This is a genomic window from Rhodobacter viridis (assembly GCF_003217355.1).
Taxonomy (GTDB): domain Bacteria; phylum Pseudomonadota; class Alphaproteobacteria; order Rhodobacterales; family Rhodobacteraceae; genus Rhodobacter; species Rhodobacter viridis.
Genome location: NZ_QJTK01000002.1, coordinates 426,778 through 447,203 on the forward strand (window position 1 = coordinate 426,778; position 20,426 = coordinate 447,203).

At 64.7% G+C, this 20,426-nt stretch carries 20 protein-coding genes; 9 read left to right on the forward strand and 11 right to left on the reverse strand.

What is annotated here, in order from left to right; genetic code table 11:
- Positions 1-86 precede the first annotated feature (86 nt).
- From def (C8J30_RS05340) to fmt, 3 genes are read left to right on the forward strand one after another with little or no spacing between them, the layout of a single operon-like run.
- Complete coding sequence (gene def / locus C8J30_RS05340; RefSeq protein ID WP_110804726.1) at positions 87-617, forward strand: peptide deformylase; 531 nt, start codon at positions 87-89, stop codon at positions 615-617.
- Positions 618-1,127, forward strand: coding sequence for a peptide deformylase (def, locus tag C8J30_RS05345; RefSeq protein WP_110804677.1), 510 nt, complete (start codon positions 618-620; stop codon positions 1,125-1,127).
- The gene (gene fmt / locus C8J30_RS05350) at positions 1,127-2,020 is read left to right on the forward strand and encodes a methionyl-tRNA formyltransferase (RefSeq protein WP_110804678.1); all 894 of its coding nucleotides are present in this window, start codon (positions 1,127-1,129) and stop codon (positions 2,018-2,020) included. Before def (C8J30_RS05345) ends, fmt begins: the two co-directional genes overlap by 1 nt.
- Positions 2,021-2,023: 3 nt before the next feature.
- Here fmt and C8J30_RS05355 read toward each other — a convergent pair whose 3' ends face one another.
- Entirely contained in the window at positions 2,024-2,371 is a 348-nt protein-coding gene (locus tag C8J30_RS05355; protein ID WP_110804679.1) for a hypothetical protein, read from the reverse strand.
- A gap of 177 nt (positions 2,372-2,548) precedes the next feature.
- Here C8J30_RS05355 and C8J30_RS05360 point away from each other — a divergent pair, with 177 nt between their 5' ends.
- Positions 2,549-3,715, forward strand: coding sequence for a lytic murein transglycosylase (locus C8J30_RS05360; RefSeq protein WP_110804680.1), 1,167 nt, complete (start codon positions 2,549-2,551; stop codon positions 3,713-3,715).
- Here the strand turns inward: C8J30_RS05360 and C8J30_RS05365 are convergent, their stop codons facing one another.
- Together C8J30_RS05365 and C8J30_RS05370 are read right to left on the reverse strand one after the other, a co-directional pair.
- Positions 3,716-5,197 carry an HlyD family type I secretion periplasmic adaptor subunit gene (locus tag C8J30_RS05365; protein WP_110804681.1) on the reverse strand — a complete coding sequence of 494 codons (1,482 nt, stop codon included), beginning with the start codon at positions 5,195-5,197 and terminating at the stop codon, positions 3,716-3,718.
- Positions 5,194-6,930 (reverse strand): type I secretion system permease/ATPase, encoded by a 1,737-nt coding sequence (locus C8J30_RS05370; RefSeq protein ID WP_110804682.1) that lies wholly within the window; start codon positions 6,928-6,930, stop codon positions 5,194-5,196. Before C8J30_RS05370 ends, C8J30_RS05365 begins: the two co-directional genes overlap by 4 nt.
- A gap of 225 nt (positions 6,931-7,155) precedes the next feature.
- Here C8J30_RS05370 and C8J30_RS05375 point away from each other — a divergent pair, with 225 nt between their 5' ends.
- Both C8J30_RS05375 and C8J30_RS05380 read left to right on the forward strand, forming a co-directional pair.
- Positions 7,156-7,902: an MlaA family lipoprotein gene (locus tag C8J30_RS05375; protein WP_110804683.1), complete on the forward strand. Its 747-nt coding sequence runs from the start codon at positions 7,156-7,158 to the stop codon at positions 7,900-7,902.
- Complete coding sequence (locus tag C8J30_RS05380; RefSeq protein WP_245909709.1) at positions 7,892-8,497, forward strand: MlaC/ttg2D family ABC transporter substrate-binding protein; 606 nt, start codon at positions 7,892-7,894, stop codon at positions 8,495-8,497. The genes C8J30_RS05375 and C8J30_RS05380 overlap by 11 nt, the downstream gene beginning before the upstream one ends.
- Before the next feature lie 69 nt (positions 8,498-8,566).
- Here C8J30_RS05380 and C8J30_RS05385 read toward each other — a convergent pair whose 3' ends face one another.
- Positions 8,567-10,894, reverse strand: coding sequence for a transglycosylase domain-containing protein (locus tag C8J30_RS05385; RefSeq protein WP_110804685.1), 2,328 nt, complete (start codon positions 10,892-10,894; stop codon positions 8,567-8,569).
- Positions 10,895-11,153: 259 nt separating this feature from the next.
- On the opposite strand from C8J30_RS05385, the gene C8J30_RS05390 reads away from it, so the two are divergent.
- Entirely contained in the window at positions 11,154-11,492 is a 339-nt protein-coding gene (locus C8J30_RS05390; protein ID WP_110804686.1) for a P-II family nitrogen regulator, read from the forward strand.
- Positions 11,493-11,515: 23 nt separating this feature from the next.
- On the forward strand, positions 11,516-12,958 hold the full coding sequence (locus tag C8J30_RS05395; protein ID WP_110804687.1) for an ammonium transporter: 1,443 nt from the start codon (positions 11,516-11,518) through the stop codon (positions 12,956-12,958).
- 53 nt (positions 12,959-13,011) lie between these two features.
- Here C8J30_RS05395 and C8J30_RS05400 read toward each other — a convergent pair whose 3' ends face one another.
- The 6 genes from C8J30_RS05400 to smpB all read right to left on the reverse strand — a co-directional run bounded on the left by C8J30_RS05400 (position 13,012) and on the right by smpB (position 18,799).
- Positions 13,012-14,571 (reverse strand): DHA2 family efflux MFS transporter permease subunit, encoded by a 1,560-nt coding sequence (locus tag C8J30_RS05400; RefSeq protein ID WP_110804688.1) that lies wholly within the window; start codon positions 14,569-14,571, stop codon positions 13,012-13,014.
- A gap of 3 nt (positions 14,572-14,574) precedes the next feature.
- The gene (locus C8J30_RS05405) at positions 14,575-15,657 is read right to left on the reverse strand and encodes an HlyD family secretion protein (protein WP_110804689.1); all 1,083 of its coding nucleotides are present in this window, start codon (positions 15,655-15,657) and stop codon (positions 14,575-14,577) included.
- Positions 15,654-16,106 carry a MarR family winged helix-turn-helix transcriptional regulator gene (locus C8J30_RS05410; protein WP_110804727.1) on the reverse strand — a complete coding sequence of 151 codons (453 nt, stop codon included), beginning with the start codon at positions 16,104-16,106 and terminating at the stop codon, positions 15,654-15,656. Before C8J30_RS05410 ends, C8J30_RS05405 begins: the two co-directional genes overlap by 4 nt.
- Before the next feature lie 115 nt (positions 16,107-16,221).
- A complete protein-coding gene (locus C8J30_RS05415) occupies positions 16,222-17,403 on the reverse strand; it encodes an amino acid aminotransferase (protein WP_110804690.1) in 1,182 nt (393 codons plus the stop codon).
- Complete coding sequence (gene sseA, locus C8J30_RS05420) at positions 17,403-18,260, reverse strand: 3-mercaptopyruvate sulfurtransferase (protein WP_110804691.1); 858 nt, start codon at positions 18,258-18,260, stop codon at positions 17,403-17,405. Before sseA ends, C8J30_RS05415 begins: the two co-directional genes overlap by 1 nt.
- A gap of 65 nt (positions 18,261-18,325) precedes the next feature.
- Positions 18,326-18,799: an SsrA-binding protein SmpB gene (gene smpB / locus C8J30_RS05425; RefSeq protein ID WP_110804692.1), complete on the reverse strand. Its 474-nt coding sequence runs from the start codon at positions 18,797-18,799 to the stop codon at positions 18,326-18,328.
- A gap of 103 nt (positions 18,800-18,902) precedes the next feature.
- Between smpB and C8J30_RS05430 the strand changes: the two genes are divergently transcribed.
- Complete coding sequence (locus tag C8J30_RS05430) at positions 18,903-19,343, forward strand: potassium channel family protein (RefSeq protein ID WP_110804693.1); 441 nt, start codon at positions 18,903-18,905, stop codon at positions 19,341-19,343.
- A 60-nt stretch (positions 19,344-19,403) separates the two neighbouring features.
- Here the strand turns inward: C8J30_RS05430 and C8J30_RS05435 are convergent, their stop codons facing one another.
- Entirely contained in the window at positions 19,404-19,898 is a 495-nt protein-coding gene (locus C8J30_RS05435; protein ID WP_110804694.1) for a hypothetical protein, read from the reverse strand.
- Positions 19,899-20,426 lie beyond the last annotated feature (528 nt).

Consider the following 20,426-nt stretch of genomic DNA (forward strand, 5'->3'; position numbering starts at 1 on the left):
CTCCTGAAAATTTGCCATTTTGCAGAACGACCCTGCGCGCAAAGGTCGCCATTGCGTGACTGGCCCGCATCCAATAAAAAATGCGCATGACAACGCGACCCATCCTGATCCATCCCGATCCCCGGCTCAAGAAGCTTTGCGACCCGGTCGCAGCGCTTGATGATACCATTCGCCAGCTGGCCGATGACATGCTGGAAACCATGTATGACGCCCCCGGTGTGGGCTTGGCCGCGCCGCAGATTGGCGTGATGTCGCGCATCTTCGTGATGGATTGCGCCAAGGAAAAAAGCGGCTTCCCCGAGCCGATGGTGATGATCAATCCGGAAATCACCTGGGTCTCCGAGGAAAAGAACGTGCACGAGGAAGGCTGTCTGTCGCTTCCCGAGCAATATGCCGACGTGACCCGCCCGAAAGAGGTGCGGATGCGCTGGCTGGGTCTTGATGGCCAGACGCATGAGGAACAGTTCGACGGGCTCTGGGCGACTTGCGCGCAGCATGAGCTTGATCACCTCAACGGCAAGCTTTTCATTGACCATCTGGGCCCGCTGAAGCGGCAGATGGTCACCCGCAAGCTGGAAAAGCTGAAGCGGGAATGGGCGCGTGAGGGCCGGGCGTAAGTGGCCGTCCGTCCCTTTATCCGCTTTGACGACAAGCGGTTGCACACCGCGGCCGCGCCGGTCGAGGCGATCACCGACGAGATCCGCGCGATCTGGGCTGACATGGTCGACACGATGGAAGCGATGCCCGGTCAGGGTGTCGGTCTGGCGGCGCCGCAGATCGGGGTGATGTTGCGGCTTGCTGTCGTCGATGCCTCGGAGGCGCGGGGGCAGGCGATCCTGATGGCCAATCCCGAGGTGCTGCATGCTTCGGGCCAGATGCGCGAGCATGACGAGGCGAGCCCGAACCTGCCCGGCGTCTGGGCGACGATTGCGCGGCCCCGTGCGGTGACGGTGCGGTTCCTGAACGCGGTGGGCGAGATTGAGGAACGCGATTTCGTGCACCTCTGGGCGACCTCGGTGCAGCACCAGATCGACCATCTGAACGGCAAGACCTATGTCGATCACCTCAGCATGCTCAAACGCAAGATGCTGGTGGCGAAATCGGCCAAATTCGCGAAGAAACCCTGATGCGCGTCATCTTCATGGGAACGCCCGAGTTTTCGGTGCCGGTGCTGGAAGCGCTTGCCGCGCAGCACGAGGTCGTTGCCGTCTACAGCCAGCCGCCCCGACCCGCCGGGCGTGGCAAGGCGCTGCGGCCCTCGCCGGTGCAGGCGCGGGCCGAGGCGCTGGGCCTGTCCGTGCGCCATCCGCTGAACTTCAAGGCGCCCGAGGATCGCGAGGCTTTCGCCGCGCTGAACGCCGATATTGCCGTCGTCGTCGCCTATGGGCTGATCCTGCCGCAGGCGATTCTCGACGCGCCGAAACGCGGCTGTCTGAATATTCACGCCTCGCTTTTGCCGCGTTGGCGCGGGGCGGCGCCGATTCACCGGGCGATCATCGCCGGGGATGCCGAAACCGGGATCTGCATCATGCAGATGGAGGCGGGGCTTGATACCGGCCCGGTGCTGCTGCGCGAAACCCTTGCCATCGGCGCGACCGAAACGACGGGCGAGCTGCATGATCGGCTGAGCGCGATGGGCGCGCGAATGATCTGCGAGGCGCTTGATCGGCTCGACAGCCTGACCCCCGCGGCGCAGCCCGAGGTTGGCGTCACCTATGCCGCCAAGATCGACAAGGCCGAGGCGAAGATCGACTGGTCCCGCCCGGCTTCCGAGCTGGTGCGGCTGGTGAACGGGCTTTCGCCCTTCCCGGGGGCCTGGTGCGAAGTCGCGGGCGAGCGGGTGAAACTGCTGCGCGCCGAATGTGTCGCGGGCAGCGGTGACGCCGGAACCGTGTTGCAGGGATTCGACATCGCCTGCGGGACGGGCGCGATCCGGGTTCTGGAAGCGCAGCGAGAGGGCAAGAAACCGATGCCCTCCGCCGAAATTCTCAAAGGTCTGGTGCTGCCCGCGCGGCTGTGACGCTTACGCGGGGGGCATGTAGCCCAGCGGTGTGCGGTCTTCGCGTTCGAAATCGAGCGCGGGGCCATGGCGCACTGGGGTTTCGCGCTTCGTCGAGCAGATGAGTTCGAACCCGTCGACCTCGGCCGCGACGATCAGCGCAGTGGCTACCGGGCGTTCGCCGTCAAAGATCTGCACATGCCCGCGCAGGTTGGTGACCTGAGTCGCGTCAAGCGAGAAGCCGCCCGACCAGCGTTTCAGGATCGGCCAGACTCGGCCGCCGGCGTGAACGCTCAGGCGCGCGGGGCGTTTGCTTTCGCGCCGGGTCGCCTCGCGCAAACCGGCCAGGATCTCTTTCGACAGGAACTCCATCTTACCCTCCAGCGGGCGCCCCTCCCTGGGCAACCCTCGTGCCAAGTGTGTGATGTGATATGTAAAAATCAAGTGAATACCGTATGTCACCCTGCTGACGTATCGTAAACGCAACGCCCGGTTGCTCCGTGCGCTGCCGCCGATTACCCTGCGGCAACATCATTTTCGGAGCAACCGATGCGTTCCCAGCTTGCCGCCCTGTGTCTGAGCCTTTCACTGCCCCTTGCCGCCCATGCCGAGTGCGGTGGCGATTTCGCAAGCTTCGTTGCCGGGCTGAAAGCCGAGGCGCAACGCAACGGGCTTTCGGCGGCGCAGGCTGATTCGTTTTTTGCCGGGGTTCGGCAGGACACAAAGGTGCTCAAGGCCGACCGGGCGCAGGGGGTGTTCCGGAAGAGCTTTCTTGATTTTCAGGCCTCGGTGATTTCGAAGAATCGGCTGCAGACCGGGGCGGCGATGGCGCAGAAATATGCGGGCGTCTTCGATGCGGCCGAGCGTCAATATGGCGTCTCGCGCGGGGTGCTGCTGGCGTTCTGGGCGCTTGAGACCGATTTTGGCAAGGTGCAGGGCGATTTCAACACGCGCGATGCGCTGGTGACGCTGGCGCATGATTGCCGCCGCCCGCAGTTGTTCCGCCCGCAAGTGATGGCCGCGGCCGAGCTTTATGCCCGCGGTGATTTCGACCCGAAGCGCACCATTGGTGCTTGGGCGGGCGAGATCGGGCAGGTGCAGATGCTGCCCGAGGATATCCTGCGCAATGGCGTCGATGGCGACGGCGACGGGCATGTGAACCTGAAGGGGTCAAGCGCCGATGCGCTGATGTCCGGGGCGCGGATGATCGCGTCGATGGGGTGGCGGCCGGGCGAGGCCTGGCTGCAGGAAGTCAGCGTGCCCGATCGGATGGACTGGGCGCAGACCGGGCTGAACCACAGCCTGTCGACCCGGGACTGGGCGCAGATGGGGGTGGTGCCGCGCTCGGGGCAATTCGCCGGCGCGCAGGGTTCGGTGCTGCTGCCGATGGGGCGCAAGGGGCCGGCCTTCCTCGCCTATCCGAACTTCAAGGTTCTGTTCGAATGGAACCAGAGCTTCGTCTACGTCACCACCGCGGCCTATTTCGCGACCCGGCTGGAGGGCGCCCCGCGGATCGATCCGCGCAACGCCGAACCGGGGCTTGCGCCTGCGCAGATGAAAGCGCTGCAGGCGCGGCTGCAGGCGCTTCGCCATGATGTCGGGCCGATCGACGGCATTCTGGGCGAGAAGACTCGCGAGGCCGTGCAGGCCGAGCAGAGCCGCCTGGGCCTGCCGGCGGATGCCTGGCCCACGGCGGCGCTGCTTGCGGCCCTGTGATCAGTCCTCGCGGAAGGCGCGGGCGAAGTAATCGGTGAAGGGCTTCGTCAGATAGCGCAGCGGGCTGCGGTCGCCGGTGCGGATATAGACCTCGGCGGGCATCCCCGGCAGCAATTGCAGATCGCCCAGCTTTTGCGCTTCGCCCGGGTTCAGCATCACCTCGGCGCGGAAGTAGGAGGCTTTCGAGGCTTCGTCGACCAGTGCGTCGGCCGAGATCTTCGTCACCTGACCGAAAAGCTCGGGCGTCGTGCGGCTGGCAAAGGCCGGGAAGCGCAGCGCGACCGGCTGGCCGACCCGCACCTCGTCGACGTTGATCGGCGAGATCTTCGCGGCGATCAGCAGCGGCCGATCCTGCGGCACGATGTAAAGCACGGGCTCCGCCGCGCGGATCACCGAGCGCGGCGTCGTCACCGTCATCGCGTAGACGATCCCGGCAACGGGGGCGCGCAGATCCAGCCGCTCGATCTTTTCGGTCAGCGACCGGCGGCGCTCGGCCAGTTCAAGTTCGCGGTAGCCGATGTCGCGCAGCTCGCTTTCCGCATCTTCGCGCCGCTGCGAGGCCAGCCGCAACGCTTCGAGATCAAGCTCGGTGACCTTGCCTTCGGCCTGCGCCTTTTGCGACACCAGCTCGCCCACCTGACCGGCAAGACTGGCCGCCTCGCGCTCCAGCGCCAGAACCCGGCTGGCTTGAGCTAGGCCCTTTGCCAGCAGCCCGCGCTGGTCAGTCAATTCCTGTTCGATCAGCTCTTGCTGGCGCTGGATCGCAACGCGCTGCGCCTCGATCCCTTCGATCTGAGACTGAGTCTGATCGCGGCGCTTGGCCACCTGATCGAGCGACTTGCGCAGGGTTTGCGCCCGCGCCTCGAAGAGCCGTTGTTGCCCGTCGACGAGTTCCGCGACATCGGGCCGGGTCTTTGCCGCCTCGACCAGTTCGTTGTGAAAGTGAATTTGCGGCGCATCGACTCGTTCGGCTTCAAGCCGTCCGCGCCGCGCCAGAAGCTCGAAGAACTGCCCTTCGACAATCGACCGTTCCGACCGGTCGAGATCGCCATCAAGACGGATCAGCACCTGTCCGGCCTTGACCTTGTCGCCCTCGTGCACGTTGATCTCGGACACCACCCCGCCATCGGGGTGCTGCACCACCTGCCGGTGCTGATCCACCTCGATCTGCCCCGAAGCGACCACCGCCCCGGCGATCGAGGAGACGACCGACCAGACCCCGAAGCCGCCAAGCAGAACGGCGAGCGTGATGTAGCCCAGAAGCAGAGCCACACGCGGCGAGATCCGGCCATCGGGCGGCGTGCCGCCGATCTGGCCGATCGGAACGGCAGCTTTCGGAAAGCTGTTCACCGCCGCTTGCAGCCCGGTCGGTTCGGGAGAGGCCACCGCCGTCGTGCGCTGCGGAATCGCCTTGCGCACCAACGCGGCCGCGTCCGGGGTGTCGCTCGCGCCCTCGCTTGCGGATGTCGGCTTGCGGGTCATACCACTCCTCCCGGTCCGGCGCTGCGGGTCAGTTCGGCCGCATTCTGCACCATCGCTTTCAACACGTCTTCACGCGGGCCGAAGGCCCGCCGCATCCCCGATTCCAGCACCAGCAGCGTATCGCATTCGGTAATCGCCGCCGGACGGTGCGCCATGATCAGCACCGCGCCACCCGCGGCCTTCATCCCTCGCACGGCGGTGTTGAGGGCGATCGACCCTTCGTTGTCGAGGTTCGCATTCGGCTCGTCGAGGACCAGCAGCACCGGGTTGCCATAGAGCGCGCGCGCCAGACCGACGCGCTGGATCTGCCCGCCGGACAGCCGTCCGCCCGCCTGCGCCACCTTGGTGTCGTAGCCCTCGGGCAGATCGAGGATGAGCTGATGCGCCGCCGCCCGCTTGGCGGCATCGACGATCATCTCGGGATCGGGATTGGGCGAGAGCCGGGCGATATTCTCGGCGATCGTGCCGTCGAACAGCGTCACGCGCTGCGGCAGATAGCCGATCAGCCCGCCCAGCACATCCGGGTCATATTGGTCGAGCGAGGCGCCATCGAGCCGGATCGAGCCGTTGGCCGCCCGCCAGACGCCGCAGATCGCCCGTGCAAGGGTGGATTTGCCCGCGCCCGAGGGGCCGATGATCCCCATCGCCTGCCCGGGCTCGACCCGGAACGACACCGCCCGCAGCGTCGCGGTCTGGGTGCCCGGAGGCACCACCGTCAGCGCCTGCGCTTCCAGCACGGCGCGCGGACGCGGCAGCGGCGTGCGGGGCATGTCGCGCGGGATCGTGGTCAGAAGGATCGACAGCCGTCCCCAGCCCTCGCGGGCGCGGGCGACCAGTGCCCAGCCACCCACCGCCTGTTCGACCGGCGAGAGCGCCCGCCCCATCAGGATCGAGCCCGCCACCATCGCCCCGGCGGTCATCTCGCCCTTGAGCACGACGAAGGCCCCCATGGCGAGAATCGCCGATTGCAGGAAGGCGCGGAAGGTCTTGGTGAAGGTGGAGAAGCCGCCGCCCAGATCGGTTGCGCGCAGCATCGAAACCACCGCCCGCTCGCGCGCCTTGCGCCAGCGCAGGAAGGACGCGCCGCGCATGCCAAGCGCCTGCACCAGTTCGGCCTCGTCGCGCAGTTGGTCGGCCAGACGATCCGAGGCGATCTGTGCCCCCGTCGCCGTTTGCAGCGGCTTGCCCGTCACCGACTGGTTGAGCAGAGTCACCCCGATCAGAAGGGCCCCGCCGGCGATGGACAGGAAGCCGAGATAGGGGTGGAAGAAGAAGATGGCGCTCAGGAAGAGCGGCACCCAGGGCACGTCGAAGAGCGCAAGGAACACGGGCGAGGCCAGCAGCTTGTTGATCGAATCGAGATCGCGCAGACCGGCCATCGCCACCGGATCGTTCGGCACCATGCCGTTGCGGCGCAGCGCGGCTTCGAAGACGCGCGCTTCCAGATCGGCCTGAAACCGCGCGCCGATCCGGGCCATCAGCCGCGATCGCGCCAGATCCAGAAGACCCATGGCGGTGAACAGGAAAACCACCAGCAGGAACAGTGCGGTCAGCGTCTCGACCGAGCGCGCGCCGAGCACCCGGTCATAGACCTGCAGCATGAAGAGAGGGCCGGTGAGCATCAGCAGGTTCACGAAAACCGAAAACAGCCCGACACTCAGAAACAGCCTCGTTCCGGCTGACCTGGCTGCCCGCAACTCGGCCTTGCCAGCGGCAAGTTCATCTCGTTTCATTCTGCCCTCTTTGTCGCAGGACAGGATCCACTGCCCAAAAAATAGCTGAGAACGCGAAAACGTTAACGCATCGATCCTACAAAATCGCGTGCGGCGCCTTGTTTCCGCGCCCCGGTCTCCTTATTGCTTTCTGGGGTTTTACCGAAATCGAGACGGTTGTCACCTGTCTTGACGCTGCGCGCCGAAGACGACACTCCAGCGCGCCAAAGATGACACGAGGGGTTGATGGAAAAGAGATTTGGCCTCGTCCTGGTCGCAGGCCTCGCGCTTGCCGGATGTGCTGGCGGGCATACTGCGACCGGACCCGACGGAATCAATGACCCCTACGAGGGCTTCAACCGGCATGTGCACGGCTTCAACAAGGGCGTCGACCGGGTGCTCTTCAAGGCACGCCCCGGGCATCCGCGCACGGTCGACAATGGCTTCACCCGTGCGGTGTCGAATGCGGGCTCGAACCTGTCGCTGCCCGGCAAGGTGGTGAACTCGCTGTTGCAGGGCCGCCCGGAACCGGCGATCAAGAATACCTTCCGCTTCGCGATCAACTCGACCATCGGTCTGGCCGGTCTCTTCGACCCGGCGGGCAAGGATTTTGCCCTGCCCGAGCAGGACACCGATTTCGGCGAGACGCTGGCGGTCTGGGGCATGGGCGAGGGCGCCTATGTCGAAATGCCGTTCTTCGGCCCCTCGACCGGGCGGGATGCCGTCGGTCGGGTTGTCGATATCGCGATGAACCCGGTGGGGCAGGTGCTCGAGGGCGCCGATGCCACCGCCGCCTCCGCGACCCGGGTCGCGGGCCATGTCGCCGACCGCAAACGCTTCGGCGGCATGATCGAATCGGTGCTTTACGACAGCGCGGACAGCTACGCGCAATCGCGGCTGCTCTATCTGCAGATGCGCCGCCACCAGCTTGCAGGCAAGGAGAATGACGATGCACAGGCCTGGGACCCCTATGAAGACCCCAATGCGCAGTGATCGCCGCCGCGTCCTGCTGGGGGGCGCCGCCGCGCTGTTCGCGGCGACGGTGTTGCGCCCGGGCATGGCGCTGGCGCTGACCGAAGATCAGGCGAAGGCGCTGATCGGCAAGGCGGTCGATGATGTGAACGCCGCCATCGCCTCGGGCAAGACCGGCCCGGCGCTCTATGCGATGTTCGAAGACCTCTACATGCAATATGCCGACGTGCCGACGATTGCCCGTTCGGTGCTGGGCACGGCCTCGCGCAGCGCGACGCCGGCGCAGATGCAGGCCTTCACCCTTGCCTTCCGCGGCTATGTCTCGCGCAAGTATGGCAAGCGCTTCCGCGAATTCAGCGCGACCCGCTTCGAGGTCGTCGGCGCGCGCAAGGTGAAGAGCTTCATCGAGGTGAAGTCGATCGCCTACATGCCGGGCGAGGAACCCTTCGAGGTGCTCTGGCATGTCTCGGACAAGTCGGGCAAAAGCCTGTTCTTCAACATGATCATCGAAGGCGTGAACATGCTGGCGGCCGAGCGCACCGAGATCGGCGCGATGGTCGATGCGCGGCACGGAAATCTCGATGCGCTGATCGCGGATCTGAAGACGGCCGAGTGATCGCGTCTTGAGCGAAAAAGGAAACGCGGCCCCTCGGGGCCGCGTTTTCGTTTCGGGCTTGGCCTGGGGTCAGTAGAGCTGGCGCAGCATCGAATCGATCTGCTCGCCAAAGGACTGCGGACCGCCCTGTTGCCGCGGTTGCGCCTCCGGTTGCGACGGCATCGGCTGCGCATCCTCGGCGGTGGGGCTGGTCGCCTGCACCGGCGGCGGCACCGGCGTGCCCGAGGTGACAAGCTGGCCGTCCACCACCGGAACCCCGCCCTCGGGGATCGGATCGCCCGAAGACCAGGCCTGACCGGGATAGCCATTGTTCGGATCGGCCTGACCGCGCCATTCCTCGGGGCTGGCCATCGGCAGCGGCGTCACCGGCTGGCCGTCTTCGACACGGGTCATCACCTCGTGCCAGATCTCGGCGGGCAGCCCGCCCCCGGTCACGCCCGAGAGCGGCCGGTTGTCGTCATAGCCCATCCAGACGCCCGCCACATAATCGGCGGTGAAGCCGATGAACCAGGCATCGCGGGCGGCCTGCGTCGTGCCGGTCTTGCCCGCCACTTCGCGGCCATCGAGCCGCGCCCGCATCCCGGTGCCCTGCTCGACGCCCTGATGCATCATCCAGATCAGCTCGCGCGCGGCCTTTTCGGAAATCACCCGCTCGCCGATGCCGGTCTCGGCGCCGAAGAGCGGCTCGTCCTCGCCCTTCAGCCGCAGATCGGTCAGCCCGTAGGGCCGCACCGACGAGCCGCCGTTCAGGATGCCCGCATAGGCGCCGGTCATTTCCAGCAGCGTCGATTCCGACACGCCAAGCGCCACAGCAGGCCCCTCTGCCAGATCCGAGGCGAAGCCGAAATCCGAGGCGACCTTGCGCACGGCATCCAGCCCGACCGACTGGCTGACCCGCACCGTCGCGGTGTTGATCGACTTCGCCAGCGCCCGCCAGATCGGGATCGCCCCCAGATATTCCTTTTCATAGTTCTTCGGCGACCACGGGCCCGAGCCACGGACATTGATCGTCAGCGGCGCATCCTCGACGATCGAATCCGGCGTCCAGCCCAGATCAAGCGCGGCGGCATAGACGAAGGGCTTGAAGGTCGAGCCGGTCTGCCGCTTCGCCTGAGTCGCGCGGTTGAACGCCCCCGAGACCTTCGACTGTCGTCCGCCGACCATCGCCCGCACGGCGCCGTCGGCCGACATCACCACGATCGCCGCCTCGGCGGTCGAGCCATCCTTGACCTTGGTGTCGAAGACCGACTTCAGCGCCTCTTCGGCGGCGGTCTGGATGCGCTGATCCAAGGTGGTGCGGATCACCACATCCTCGGTCGTGTCCTTGGCGAGAAAGTCGGGAATGCTGTCCATCACCCAATCGGCGAAATAGCCGCCCGCGCGGGCCTGCGCCGCTTCGGACAGCGTGGCTGGATGTGCCCGGGCGTTTTGCCATTCCGCGTCGGTCAGATAGCCCTGATCGTGCATCAGCGCGAGCACCATGCCCGCCCGCTCCTGCGAGCGTTTCAGGTTCGTCGTCGGCGCGTAGCTCGAGGGTGCCTTGAGCAGCCCGGCGAGCATCGCCGCCTGTTGCGGATTCACATTGGCGGCCGAAATGCCGAAATAGCGCTGCGCTGCGGCTTCGAAACCACGCGCGCCAGCGCCGAGATAGGCACGGTTGAAGTAGATCGTCAGGATCTCGGCCTTGGAGTATTTGACCTCCATCGCCATCGCATAGGGAATTTCCTTGATCTTGCGCTTCACCCCTCCCGAACGGCAATCGCTTTCGTAATCGGCTTCGGTCTTCCAGCGCTTCGGATCATAGGCAGTGCCAAGGCAGAGCAGCTTGGCCACCTGCTGGGTGATCGTCGAGCCGCCGTTGCCCTCCAGCGGACCGCGGCCTTCGCTCAGGTTGATGCTGATCGCCGAGATGATGCCGCGGGGCGAGACGCCGAAGTGGTGATAGAAGCGTTTGTCCTCGGTCGCGATGATGGCGTTCTTCAGATAGGGCGAGACATTGTCGGCGGTGGTCTGACCGCCGAAGGTCTCGCCGCGCCAGGCAAAGACTTTGCCCTCGGTGTCGAGCAGGGTCACCGAACCGCGGTTACGGCCATCCAGCAGGGCAGTGTAGTCGGGCAACTGGCTGTAGAAATAGAAGGTGGCAAGGCCGAGGATCAGCGCCAGCACCGCCGCGCTGCGCCAGATCGCACCCCAAAGCACCCCCATGAGGAAGCTGAACAGCCCCAGCACCAGCCCGGACAGCGAGCCGCCGCCGCGCGGCCGCCGTGGGCCGCGGGGTTTGCGCGGGGTCTTCGGCTTGCTCGGCGGCGCGGATTTCGTCTGCGCCGTCGTCGCCTGCCTTGCTACGTAGCGCTTGTCCGCCACCAGCGGCCCACGCCGCCCGCCTGTTCCTGCCATTTCCGCCCCGGTGCCTGTTATTTCGCGCAACTTACACCGCAGGAAACCGGATGTGGAGCCGCAACCCGTCACGATTCGGTTTTTCGAAAGCATAAAAATAAGGCGATGCGCACAAATTGTGCGTTTTCTGGCCAAAATCGGTTTTTCCGTGCTGCCGGTTTAAGCAGCTTTCCTTGTGTGAAACGGCCCGGCAGCGCCTTGATACGCTCACAACGGTGCCCCGGGCATCGGAGCGGCTGACAATAGGAAGGGACATCTCGTGAAACTCATCATTGCAGCGATCAAACCGTTCAAGCTCGAGGAGGTCCGCGAGGCGCTGACCGCGATCGGCGTGCGCGGGATGATGGTTACGGAAATCAAGGGCTTCGGCGCTCAGTCGGGCCATACGGAAATTTATCGTGGTGCCGAGTATGCGGTGAATTTCGTGCCGAAGGTGAAGCTTGAAATCGTCGTTGCGGACAATCTCGCCGACGAAGTGGTCGAGACGATCCTGAAAGCGGCGAAGACCGACAAGATCGGCGACGGCAAGATCTTCGTGCTCGACGTCAACCAGGCCGTGCGCGTGCGCACCGGCGAAGCGGGCGACGACGCGCTCTAAGAACCACAGGGGAAACAGGGACAATGAACAAACTGACAAAATACGCGGGTCTTGCGACGGCGCTTGCCGTGGCGGCCCTGCCTGCGTTCGCGCAGGAAGCGGCCGCGCCGGTCGCCGAAGCTGTCGCCGCCGGCCCGATCAAGGCCCCCGATGCCGCCGCGATGGCGGGCATGGTCGACAAGGGCGACACGGCCTGGATGCTGATCTCCTCGGCGCTGGTTCTGCTGATGTCGATCCCGGCGCTGGCACTGTTCTATGGTGGCCTCGTGCGCACCAAGAACATGCTTTCGCTGCTCATGCAGGTGTTCATGATCGTGTCGATCGCCTCGCTGCTGTGGGTGATCTACGGCTATTCGCTCGCCTTCACCTCGGGCAACGCTTTCATCGGCGGCCTGTCGAAGATGTTCCTGGCCGGCGTGAACACCGGCACCTATGCCGCGACCTTCTCGAACAACGTCTATATCCCGGAATATGCTTTCGTCGTCTTCCAGATGACCTTTGCCTGCATCACCCCGGCCCTCATCGTCGGCGCCTTCGCCGAGCGCGTGAAGTTCTGGCCGCTGATGATCTTCATGGTGGTCTGGCTGACCGTCGTCTATTTCCCGATGGCCCACATGGTCTGGTACTGGGCTGGCCCCGACTTCCTCGTGGATGCGCCGACCGATTACGGCCTGATCTGGGGCTGGGGTGGTCTTGACTTCGCCGGTGGCACGGTCGTGCACATCAACGCCGGGATCGCGGGTCTGATGGGCTGCATCGTGATCGGCAAGCGCATCGGTCACAACAAGGAACCGATGCCGCCCCACTCGCTGACGATGACGATGATCGGCGCCTCGCTGCTGTGGGTTGGCTGGTTTGGCTTCAACGCCGGTTCGAACCTCGAGTCGAACGGTCTGGCCGCGCTTGCCTTCATCAACACTTTCGTTGCCACTGCCGCCGCGGCGCTGTCGTGGAGCCTTGTCGAACAAGTGCTGCATGGCCGCTCGTCGCTGCTGGGTGCCGTGTCGGGGGCCGTCGCCGGTCTCGTCGCGATCACCCCGGCTTCGGGTTTCGCCGGTCCGATGGGCTCGGTCGTGCTTGGCCTCGTGGTGTCGCCGGTCTGCTTCTTCTTCGTCTCGGTGGTGAAGTCGAAGCTGAAATATGACGACAGCCTCGACGTCTTCGGCGTGCACGGCATCGGCGGGATCGTCGGCGCGCTGGGCACGGCCATCGTCGCCGACCCGTCGCTGGGCGGCCAGGGCTGGGTCGATTACACCGTCTTCCCGGCGGTTCCGGGCAGCTACGACATGGTGGCCCAGTTCATCACCCAGCTGAAAGCCGTGACGGTCACGCTGGTGTGGTCGGGTGGTGTGTCGCTCGTGCTCTTCAAGGTCATCTCGATGGCCTTCGGTCTGCGGCCGACCGCCGATGACGAACGTCAGGGCCTCGACCAGACCTCGCATGGCGAAAGCGCCTACAACATGTGATCCGCAAGGATCGAAAGCGAAAGGCCCGGGACATTCCCGGGCCTTTTTTTGTTTTAATCCGCGTGAGCGGGGGGCGGTGCCGCAGCCCCCGGCGGTGCGGCCACCGGACGCCGCAGCAGGAAGGCCAACGGCAGGGCCGAGAGCGTCACCCACATCAGCGCCTCGAAGTCGTCGACATAGGCCACCATCGCCGCCTGCGCCGTGACAAGCTGGTTCATCACGCTCCAGAAGGCGCCTTCGCCATATTGCGCCGTCATCGCCTGCATGATGCCGCCCCATTGCCCGCTCATCATCTGCGAGAAGTTCGGATCGAAGACCGAGATGTTCGAGACCAGCTCGGTATGGCTGATCTGGGTGTTGCGGGTCAAAAGCAGGGTGACGATCGAGATCCCGATCGAGCTGCCGATGTTGCGCACCAGACTGAAGAGCGCCGTCGCATCGCCGCGGAACTGCGGGGCGATCGTCGCAAAGGCGACGGTCGACAGCGGCACGAAGACCAGCCCCAGCCCGATCCCCTGCACGAAGCCCGAGACGATGATCGGCATCGCGTTCATCTGCGGGCCAAAGCCCGTCATGATGTAAAGCGAGACCGAGGTGAAGATCAGGCCGGTCATCACCAGCTTGCGCGCATCGACGACGCGCAAGAGCTTCCCGGCCGCGATCATCGTGACCATCGTGCCGACGCCGCGCGGCGCCATCACCATCCCCGTCGTGATGACGGGATAGCCGAAGAGGCTCGAGAGCATCGGCGGCAGCAGCGCCAGCGAGGCCAAAAGCACGATTCCGACGATGAAGATCAGCACCAGCCCGGTCGAAAAGTTGCGGTCGGTGAACATGTGCGGGTCAAGGAACGGATGCTCCACCCCCATGATCCAGATCACGAAGACCCAGAAGCCGCACATCGCGATCGCCAGCTCGATCCAGATCTCGACCGAGTTGAACCAGTCGACCTCGCCGCCGCGGTCCAGAAGCAATTGCAGGCAACCGACGCCGATACCCAGCGCGGCAAAGCCGATGAAGTCGAAGCGTCGGGTTCGGCGCGGCATGTGCGGCAGGTAGGCGGCAAGGCCTGCCAGCGCGATCACGCCCAGCGGCACGTTGATGTAAAAGACCCAGCGCCAGTTCAGCGTCTCGGTCAGATAGCCGCCGAGTGTCGGCCCGATGATCGGCCCGACCATGATCCCCGCGCCCCAGATCGCCATCGCCTGCCCGTGCTTTTCACGCGGGTTGATGTCGAGCAGGAAGGTCTGGCTGAGCGGCACGATGGCGGCGCCAAAGACCCCCTGCGCCATGCGGAAGAACACCATCGAGTTCAGGCTCCACGCGATGCCGCAGAGCATCGACGTGAAGACGAAGCCTGCGACCGAGGCGATGAAGACCTCTTTCCGGCCGTAGCGTTCCGAGAGCCACCCCGAGAGCGGCGTGACGATCGCCGAGGCGACGATATAGGAGGTCAGCACCCAGTTGATCGTGTCCGACGACGCGCCCAGATCCGAGCGCATCGACGGCAGCGCCACGTTGGCGATGGTGGTGTCGAGCACCTGCATGATGGTCGCGAGCATCAGCGAGGCGGTGATCAGCCCATGGTGCTTGACCTCGATCGGTCCGTGCATGGCTCAGTTCCCGGCGGTCGCGGGCTTGCCCTCGACGTTGCTGACAAGCGCATCGAGGTTGGTGGCAGCCTTGGTGTCGACGGTGACGGCGGCGGACAGGCCGGTGCGCAGGGCAGGGGCCTCGGTGCCGGGCGCGAGCCGCAGCATCACGGGCACGCGCTGCGTGACCTTGACCCAGTTGCCGGTGGCGTTCTGCGCCGGCAGCAGCGAGAACTCGGCCCCGGTGCCCGCGCCGACGGCGGCGACGGTCGCTTCGAACTCTTCACCGGGGAAGGTGTCGAATTCGATCGTCGCTTTCTGGCCGGGGGCCATCTTGCCGATCTGGGTTTCCTTGAAGTTCGCCTCGATCCAGGTGTCGCCGGTTTCCACGAGCGAGAACAGCGACGCCCCCGCGGCGACGAACTGGCCCGGCTTGAAGCTGTCGGCCTTGTAGATCACGCCATCGGCGGGGGCTTTCACCTCGGTCAGGCCCAGATTGTAGGCGGCCTTGTCGCGCGCGGTCAGCGCGGCCTGCACGGTCGGATGGGCATCTGTTTCGACCTTCGGATCGCCGCCAAGCGCCGCCAGCGCAGCGGCCACGCCTTGCTTGGCCGCTGCAAGGCTTTCTTCGGCCGAGCTGGCATCATGGCGCGCCGCATCCAGCGCCGATTCCGTGCCCGCGCCGCGGCCGGTGATCGCCTCTTGCCGCTTCAGTTCCGAGGCAAGGTAATCTGCCGTATCCTGCGCGACCTTTTCCTGCGCCAGCGCCAGTTGATAAGCCGCGCGCAGCTGATCGACCTGAAGCCGCGCCTGGGCGAGCGCCGCATCGGCCTGAGCGAGCGCGATCTGATAGGGCTCAGGATCGACGCGGAAGAGCGGCTGCCCCGCTGTCACCACGGCATTGTCCTTGACGAAAACCTCGGTCACGCGGCCGGAAATATCCGAGGCGACAGAGATCCGCGCCTGTTGCACGGCAGCGTTTTCGGTCGATTCGTAGCGGCCCGAGTCAAGCCAGACCCAGCCGCCCACCGCGATCAGCGCCACGGGCAGCGTCGCCATCAAGAGTTTCTTCGGCGATTTCTTCGGAGCTTGGGTTGCATCGGTCATTTTTCGGTCTCGGTCGTTTGCGAAAGGTTGCAGATGATCTGGCGCAGCATCGCCGTCATCGTTTCGGTGGCGCCGGGGGGCAGGCCCGCCAGAGCGTCGGCATAAATGCTGTCGGCGATATGGCGCGCGGCGCTGATCGTCGACCGGGTCTTGTCGGTGGCATGAACGATGCGGATGCGGCGGTCGTTCGGGTCGGGGCGGCGTTCCACCCAACCCGCCTCGGCCATCCGGTCGACAAGGCGCGAGAGCGAAATCGGCTCGATTTCCAGCAGCTCCGCCAGCCGTGCCTGCGGCAGCGGCCCGCGCTTGAACAGGTTGACCAGCAGCCGCCACTGCGCCGAAGTCAGGCCAAGCTCTGCCGCCTGCACCTCGAAGCGTTTGCGCAGAAGCCGCGCCGCGTCATGCATCAGAAAGCCGAGGCTTTCGTGGGGAATTTCACCGTTGCTCATCATCCCTCCATCGGAGATGAGCAGATATATTATAAGCGTGCTTACAATATCAAGTGACAGAACATGCAAAAGGGCGACCCCGAGGGGCCGCCCTTGCACAGGTCTCTGTGCGAAATCACACGCCGGCGGCGATGATCGCGCGGGCGAGGATCGGCACGGTCTTGGCGTTCAGCCCGGCGATGTTCAGACGCGAATCGCCGACCATGTAGATCGCATTGTCGACGCGCATCTTTTCGACCGCTTCGGGCGAGGCGCCCAGACGCGAGAACATGCCCCGGTGACGGGCGACGAAGTCGAACCGGTCCGAGTTCGAAAGCTGGCGCAGTTCTGCCGCCAGTTGCTCGCGCAGGCCCAGCATGCCTTTGCGGACTTCCTCAAGCTCGGTCATCCACTCGGCCCGCAGGGTCGGGTCGGTCAGCACCATCGTCACCAGCCGCGCGCCGTGATCGGGCGAGAAGGAATAGTTCTGACGGTTCAGATAGGCGAGGGTGCCCTGCGTCACCTCTTTCGAGGCCGCATCGGACAGGACCATCAGGCAACCGGTGCGTTCGCGGTAGATGCCGAAGTTCTTCGAGCAGGAGGCCGCGATCATCACCTCGGGCAGACGCGCGGCGATCAGCCGGGTGCCCGCTGCGTCTTCTTCCAGACCGTCACCGAAGCCCTGATAGGCAAGGTCGATCATCGGCACGGCGCCCTTGGCTTCCAAAAGGTCGGCGACGGCCGCCCATTGATCGAGCGTCAGGTTGGCGCCGGTCGGGTTGTGGCAGCAGCCGTGCAGCAGCACGACATCGCCCGCCTTGATCGCCTGCAGGTCTTCCATCATCGCATCAAAGGCCACCGCGCGGGCGTCATTGTCGAAGTAGCGATAGAGTTTATAGTCCTGCTTCATGAAGGCGAGGATCGAGAGGTGGTTCGGCCAGGTCGGGTCCGAGACCCAGACGGTGCAGCCGGGGTTTGCCAGACGCGCCAGTTCGAACGCCTGACGGCAGGCGCCGGTACCGCCCACCGTGGCGAGGCACGACAGACGATCGGCCGGATAGCCCGCGCCCAGCACCATTTCCGCCATCGCGGCGTGGAAGGCGGGCTCGCCCGCCAGCGCGGTGTAGGTTTTCGTGGTTTCCGTTTCCCAAAGCTGCTTTTCGGCCGATTTGATCGCCCGCATCACCGGGGTCCGGCCTTCGGCGTCCTTGTAGACACCGACGCCAAGGTCGATCTTGTCCGTCCGCGGATCGGCGCGGAACTGGCCCATCAGCGCCAAGATCTTGTCGGGCGCCTGAGCTTTGAGGGAATTGAACATCATGCTTCTCCGGTTGCGACGCGCAGGTCGTTGAACATGCCCCATTCGGCCCAGGAGCCGTCATAAAGGGCGTGATTGCGGTGGCCGATCCGTTCCAGCGCCAGCACCAGAACCGCGGCGGAAATCCCCGAGCCGCAGGTGGCGATGGCCGGTTTCGCAAGGTCCACCCCTGCCGCCGTGAAGACCGCGCGCAGATCTTCGGGCGATTTCATCGTGTTTGCCTCGGTCAGCACCTCGTTCCACGGCACGTTCTTCGAGCCGGGAATATGCCCCGAGCGCAGGCCGGGCCGCGGTTCGGGATCGGTGCCGGTGAACCGGCCACGCGGACGGGCGTCGATGATCTCGTGATCGCCGAGCTTCGAGGCATGCGCGACCTGCGTCACGTCCTTGATCAGATGCGCCTGCCGCTGCACCGTCATGTGACGGTCGCGCGGGATCGGCGCCATGTCTTCGGTCTCGCGGCCCTCGGCCAGCCATTTCGGCAGACCGCCATCCAGCACGGCGACGTCGGATTTGCCCATCAGCCGGAACAGCCACCAGACGCGCGGCGCGGAAAAGATCCCCATCTGGTCATAGATGACGACCTGATGGCCATCGCCCACGCCCATCGCCCGCATTCTGCTCATGAATTTCTCGACCGGCGGAGCCATGTGCGGCAGGTCCGAGCGCGTGTCGGAAATCTCGTCGATGTCGAAGAACCGCGCCCCCGGAATATGGGCCGCGGCATAGCCCGCCTTCGCATCCCGCCCCATCGAGGGCAGGAACCACGAGGCATCGAGAACCCGCAGATCGGGGTCGCGCAGATGCGCCTCGAGCCAGTCGGTGGAAACAAGTGTTTTCGGATCGTCCAAAGCCATCTTTCACCCTCCCGTCATCGCTTTGTGCTTAGCTTCACGAGGCCATGGGGGCAAGGGCAGAGGCCCTATCCGTTCTGCTTCAACAGGCGTTGCTTTTGCCGATTCCAGTCGCGCTTGGCCTCGGTTTCGCGCTTGTCGGCCAGTTTCTTGCCCTTGGCGACGCCGAGCTTCAGCTTCACCTTGCCGCGATCGTTGAAATACATCGCCAGCGGCACCAGCGTCATGCCCTCGCGGCCGATCGCCTGCCACAGCCGGCTGAGCTCCTTTTTCGACACCAGAAGCTTGCGATGCCGCCGCTCTTCGTGGCCGAAGACGCCCGCCTGCTTGTAGGCGGCAATGTAAGAGTTGATCAGCCACAGCTCGCCATTTTCGACGCTGGCATAGCTCTCGGCGATGTTCGACTGCCCGGTGCGCAGCGATTTCACCTCCGAGCCCAGCAGCATGATCCCGGCCTCGAGATCGCTCTCGATGGCATAATGGAACCGGGCCTGCCGGTTTTCGGCAATGAGCTTCGAATTGGGGTCGGATTTCTGCGCCATGATCGCTTTCAGATAGGCGAGGGGCGGCGGGCTGTCCAGTGCGGCGCTAACGCGCTTGACCCATCCCGGGCCGGGGCGTAGCGCCAAGCACGGGAGGCCCGCCATGTTCTTGCAGATTTTCATCGGTTCCGCGCTCATGCTGATCACCGTGACCTTGGCGGGTCTGGCCGCCTGGGTGATGGAGTGGTCCTTCTCCAAGGTGCACTTCTGGCTTTTGCGAGAGCCGCACCGACCGAAGCTGCTTCTGGTCGTCGTCGTGGTGGCGCTCTGGGCGCTGACGATGGTGACGCTCGGCGTCTGGATCTGGGCAGGCTTCTATTACGAGCTGGGCGTCTTCCCGACGCTCGAAACCGCGGTCTACTTCTCGCTCGTCTCTTATACGACGCTTGGCTATGGCGACGTGATCCTGCCCGCCGAGTGGCGCATCCTGGGCGGCATGACCGGAGCGGGCGGTTTTCTCAACTTCGGCCTGATGACCGCGATGCTGGTCGAGGCGCTGCGCCATGTGCGGCTTGGTCAGTTGCAGGCGCATCGCCACCACTGAGATCGACAAATAAGTGGGGGCGGCCCGCATGGAGCCGCCCCCGACCGGATCTTGTCCCGATCACTGATTCTGCTGGCAGGCAGCAGCCGCTTCCAGCGCCGCATGGCTGTCGGTCAGGTCGATCGACATCACCTCGCCGCTCTCGTTCGACAGGCTCAGCGTCTGCTTCTGCGCGATGTCCATCAGGAAGTCGGCGCTGTCGAAGGAAATGTCGACGCCCGGCACGCCATCCAGATGCACGCCCTTTGCATCGCCATTATAGGTCTGACCGTCGACATCGAAGCTGATCGGGTAGGTCTTGTCGTCCTCGATATCGCCCCAGGCGGCGTTCATCGCCATCAGATAGCCGTTGCCCTTCTCCGGGTCGAAGCCGATGCGCACATCCGAGCCATCCTCGAATTCGGCGTTGATCAGGCAGCCATTGCCGATGGTCGGATCGACCAGCACATCCCAGACCCCGACCGTTTCGACCTTCACCAGATCCTGCGCCATCCCGACACCGGGCACCACACACAGCGCCGCCATCATCAGACTGCGCATGCCAAAGTTCTTCATGTTCCGTCTCCTTGCGGGCGGGGCGTCCCGACTGATGCCCCTCTCTCCCGCATCGCGCGCAGAGTGCGCGCGGAATGTGCCCATCCTGAGGCGGCGGCGGGGTGAAATGGTGAATTATCTTTCGCTGCAGTGGGTGATTTGCGCAATGATCGAAAACTCGACGGCATCTTGGTCGGGTTTTTGTTTGTGTGTTCAGTCATTGTGGTCAATGTTTATTGGGAATTTTTGTGTTGTTGGGAGAAAGTTTGAGATTTTTTGCGAAAGGGGGTTGCGGAGGTTTGGGAGTATCCGTAGAAGACCCCTCACCGAAGCGACGGTGGTTGCAGACGGTAGCGGACGGAAGCGCAAGCGACTGAAAGCGAACGGAAAACTGGAGACGAGGTTGGCTGGAAGCGCCGAGAGATTGGTGCTGAAGGTTGGTTTTTGTTTCCGCGCTCTTTGACATTGATGCTATCTGAAGAGATATGCGGGCGGTTTGGTTGCGCAAGCGACTGCGGACCGAGCGCGTATCGCACTCTAGGCTTCGGC

What these genes read in the sequence shown, in the direction of transcription:
- C8J30_RS05365 (WP_110804681.1), bottom strand. Translation starts at nt 5,197, where the DNA reads ATGACCCGCAAGCCGACATCCGCAAGCGAGGGCGCGAGCGACACCCCG.
- C8J30_RS05395 (WP_110804687.1), top strand. Translation starts at nt 11,516, where the DNA reads ATGAACAAACTGACAAAATACGCGGGTCTTGCGACGGCGCTTGCCGTG.
- C8J30_RS05355 (WP_110804679.1), bottom strand. Translation starts at nt 2,371, where the DNA reads ATGGAGTTCCTGTCGAAAGAGATCCTGGCCGGTTTGCGCGAGGCGACC.
- def (WP_110804726.1), top strand. Translation starts at nt 87, where the DNA reads ATGACAACGCGACCCATCCTGATCCATCCCGATCCCCGGCTCAAGAAG.
- fmt (WP_110804678.1), top strand. Translation starts at nt 1,127, where the DNA reads ATGCGCGTCATCTTCATGGGAACGCCCGAGTTTTCGGTGCCGGTGCTG.
- C8J30_RS05405 (WP_110804689.1), bottom strand. Translation starts at nt 15,657, where the DNA reads ATGACCGATGCAACCCAAGCTCCGAAGAAATCGCCGAAGAAACTCTTG.
- C8J30_RS05400 (WP_110804688.1), bottom strand. Translation starts at nt 14,571, where the DNA reads ATGCACGGACCGATCGAGGTCAAGCACCATGGGCTGATCACCGCCTCG.
- C8J30_RS05385 (WP_110804685.1), bottom strand. Translation starts at nt 10,894, where the DNA reads ATGGCAGGAACAGGCGGGCGGCGTGGGCCGCTGGTGGCGGACAAGCGC.
- C8J30_RS05380 (WP_245909709.1), top strand. Translation starts at nt 7,892, where the DNA reads ATGCGCAGTGATCGCCGCCGCGTCCTGCTGGGGGGCGCCGCCGCGCTG.
- sseA (WP_110804691.1), bottom strand. Translation starts at nt 18,260, where the DNA reads ATGGCTTTGGACGATCCGAAAACACTTGTTTCCACCGACTGGCTCGAG.
- C8J30_RS05375 (WP_110804683.1), top strand. Translation starts at nt 7,156, where the DNA reads ATGGAAAAGAGATTTGGCCTCGTCCTGGTCGCAGGCCTCGCGCTTGCC.
- C8J30_RS05410 (WP_110804727.1), bottom strand. Translation starts at nt 16,106, where the DNA reads ATGAGCAACGGTGAAATTCCCCACGAAAGCCTCGGCTTTCTGATGCAT.
- C8J30_RS05370 (WP_110804682.1), bottom strand. Translation starts at nt 6,930, where the DNA reads ATGAAACGAGATGAACTTGCCGCTGGCAAGGCCGAGTTGCGGGCAGCC.
- C8J30_RS05435 (WP_110804694.1), bottom strand. Translation starts at nt 19,898, where the DNA reads ATGAAGAACTTTGGCATGCGCAGTCTGATGATGGCGGCGCTGTGTGTG.
- C8J30_RS05430 (WP_110804693.1), top strand. Translation starts at nt 18,903, where the DNA reads ATGTTCTTGCAGATTTTCATCGGTTCCGCGCTCATGCTGATCACCGTG.
- C8J30_RS05360 (WP_110804680.1), top strand. Translation starts at nt 2,549, where the DNA reads ATGCGTTCCCAGCTTGCCGCCCTGTGTCTGAGCCTTTCACTGCCCCTT.
- smpB (WP_110804692.1), bottom strand. Translation starts at nt 18,799, where the DNA reads ATGGCGCAGAAATCCGACCCCAATTCGAAGCTCATTGCCGAAAACCGG.
- C8J30_RS05415 (WP_110804690.1), bottom strand. Translation starts at nt 17,403, where the DNA reads ATGTTCAATTCCCTCAAAGCTCAGGCGCCCGACAAGATCTTGGCGCTG.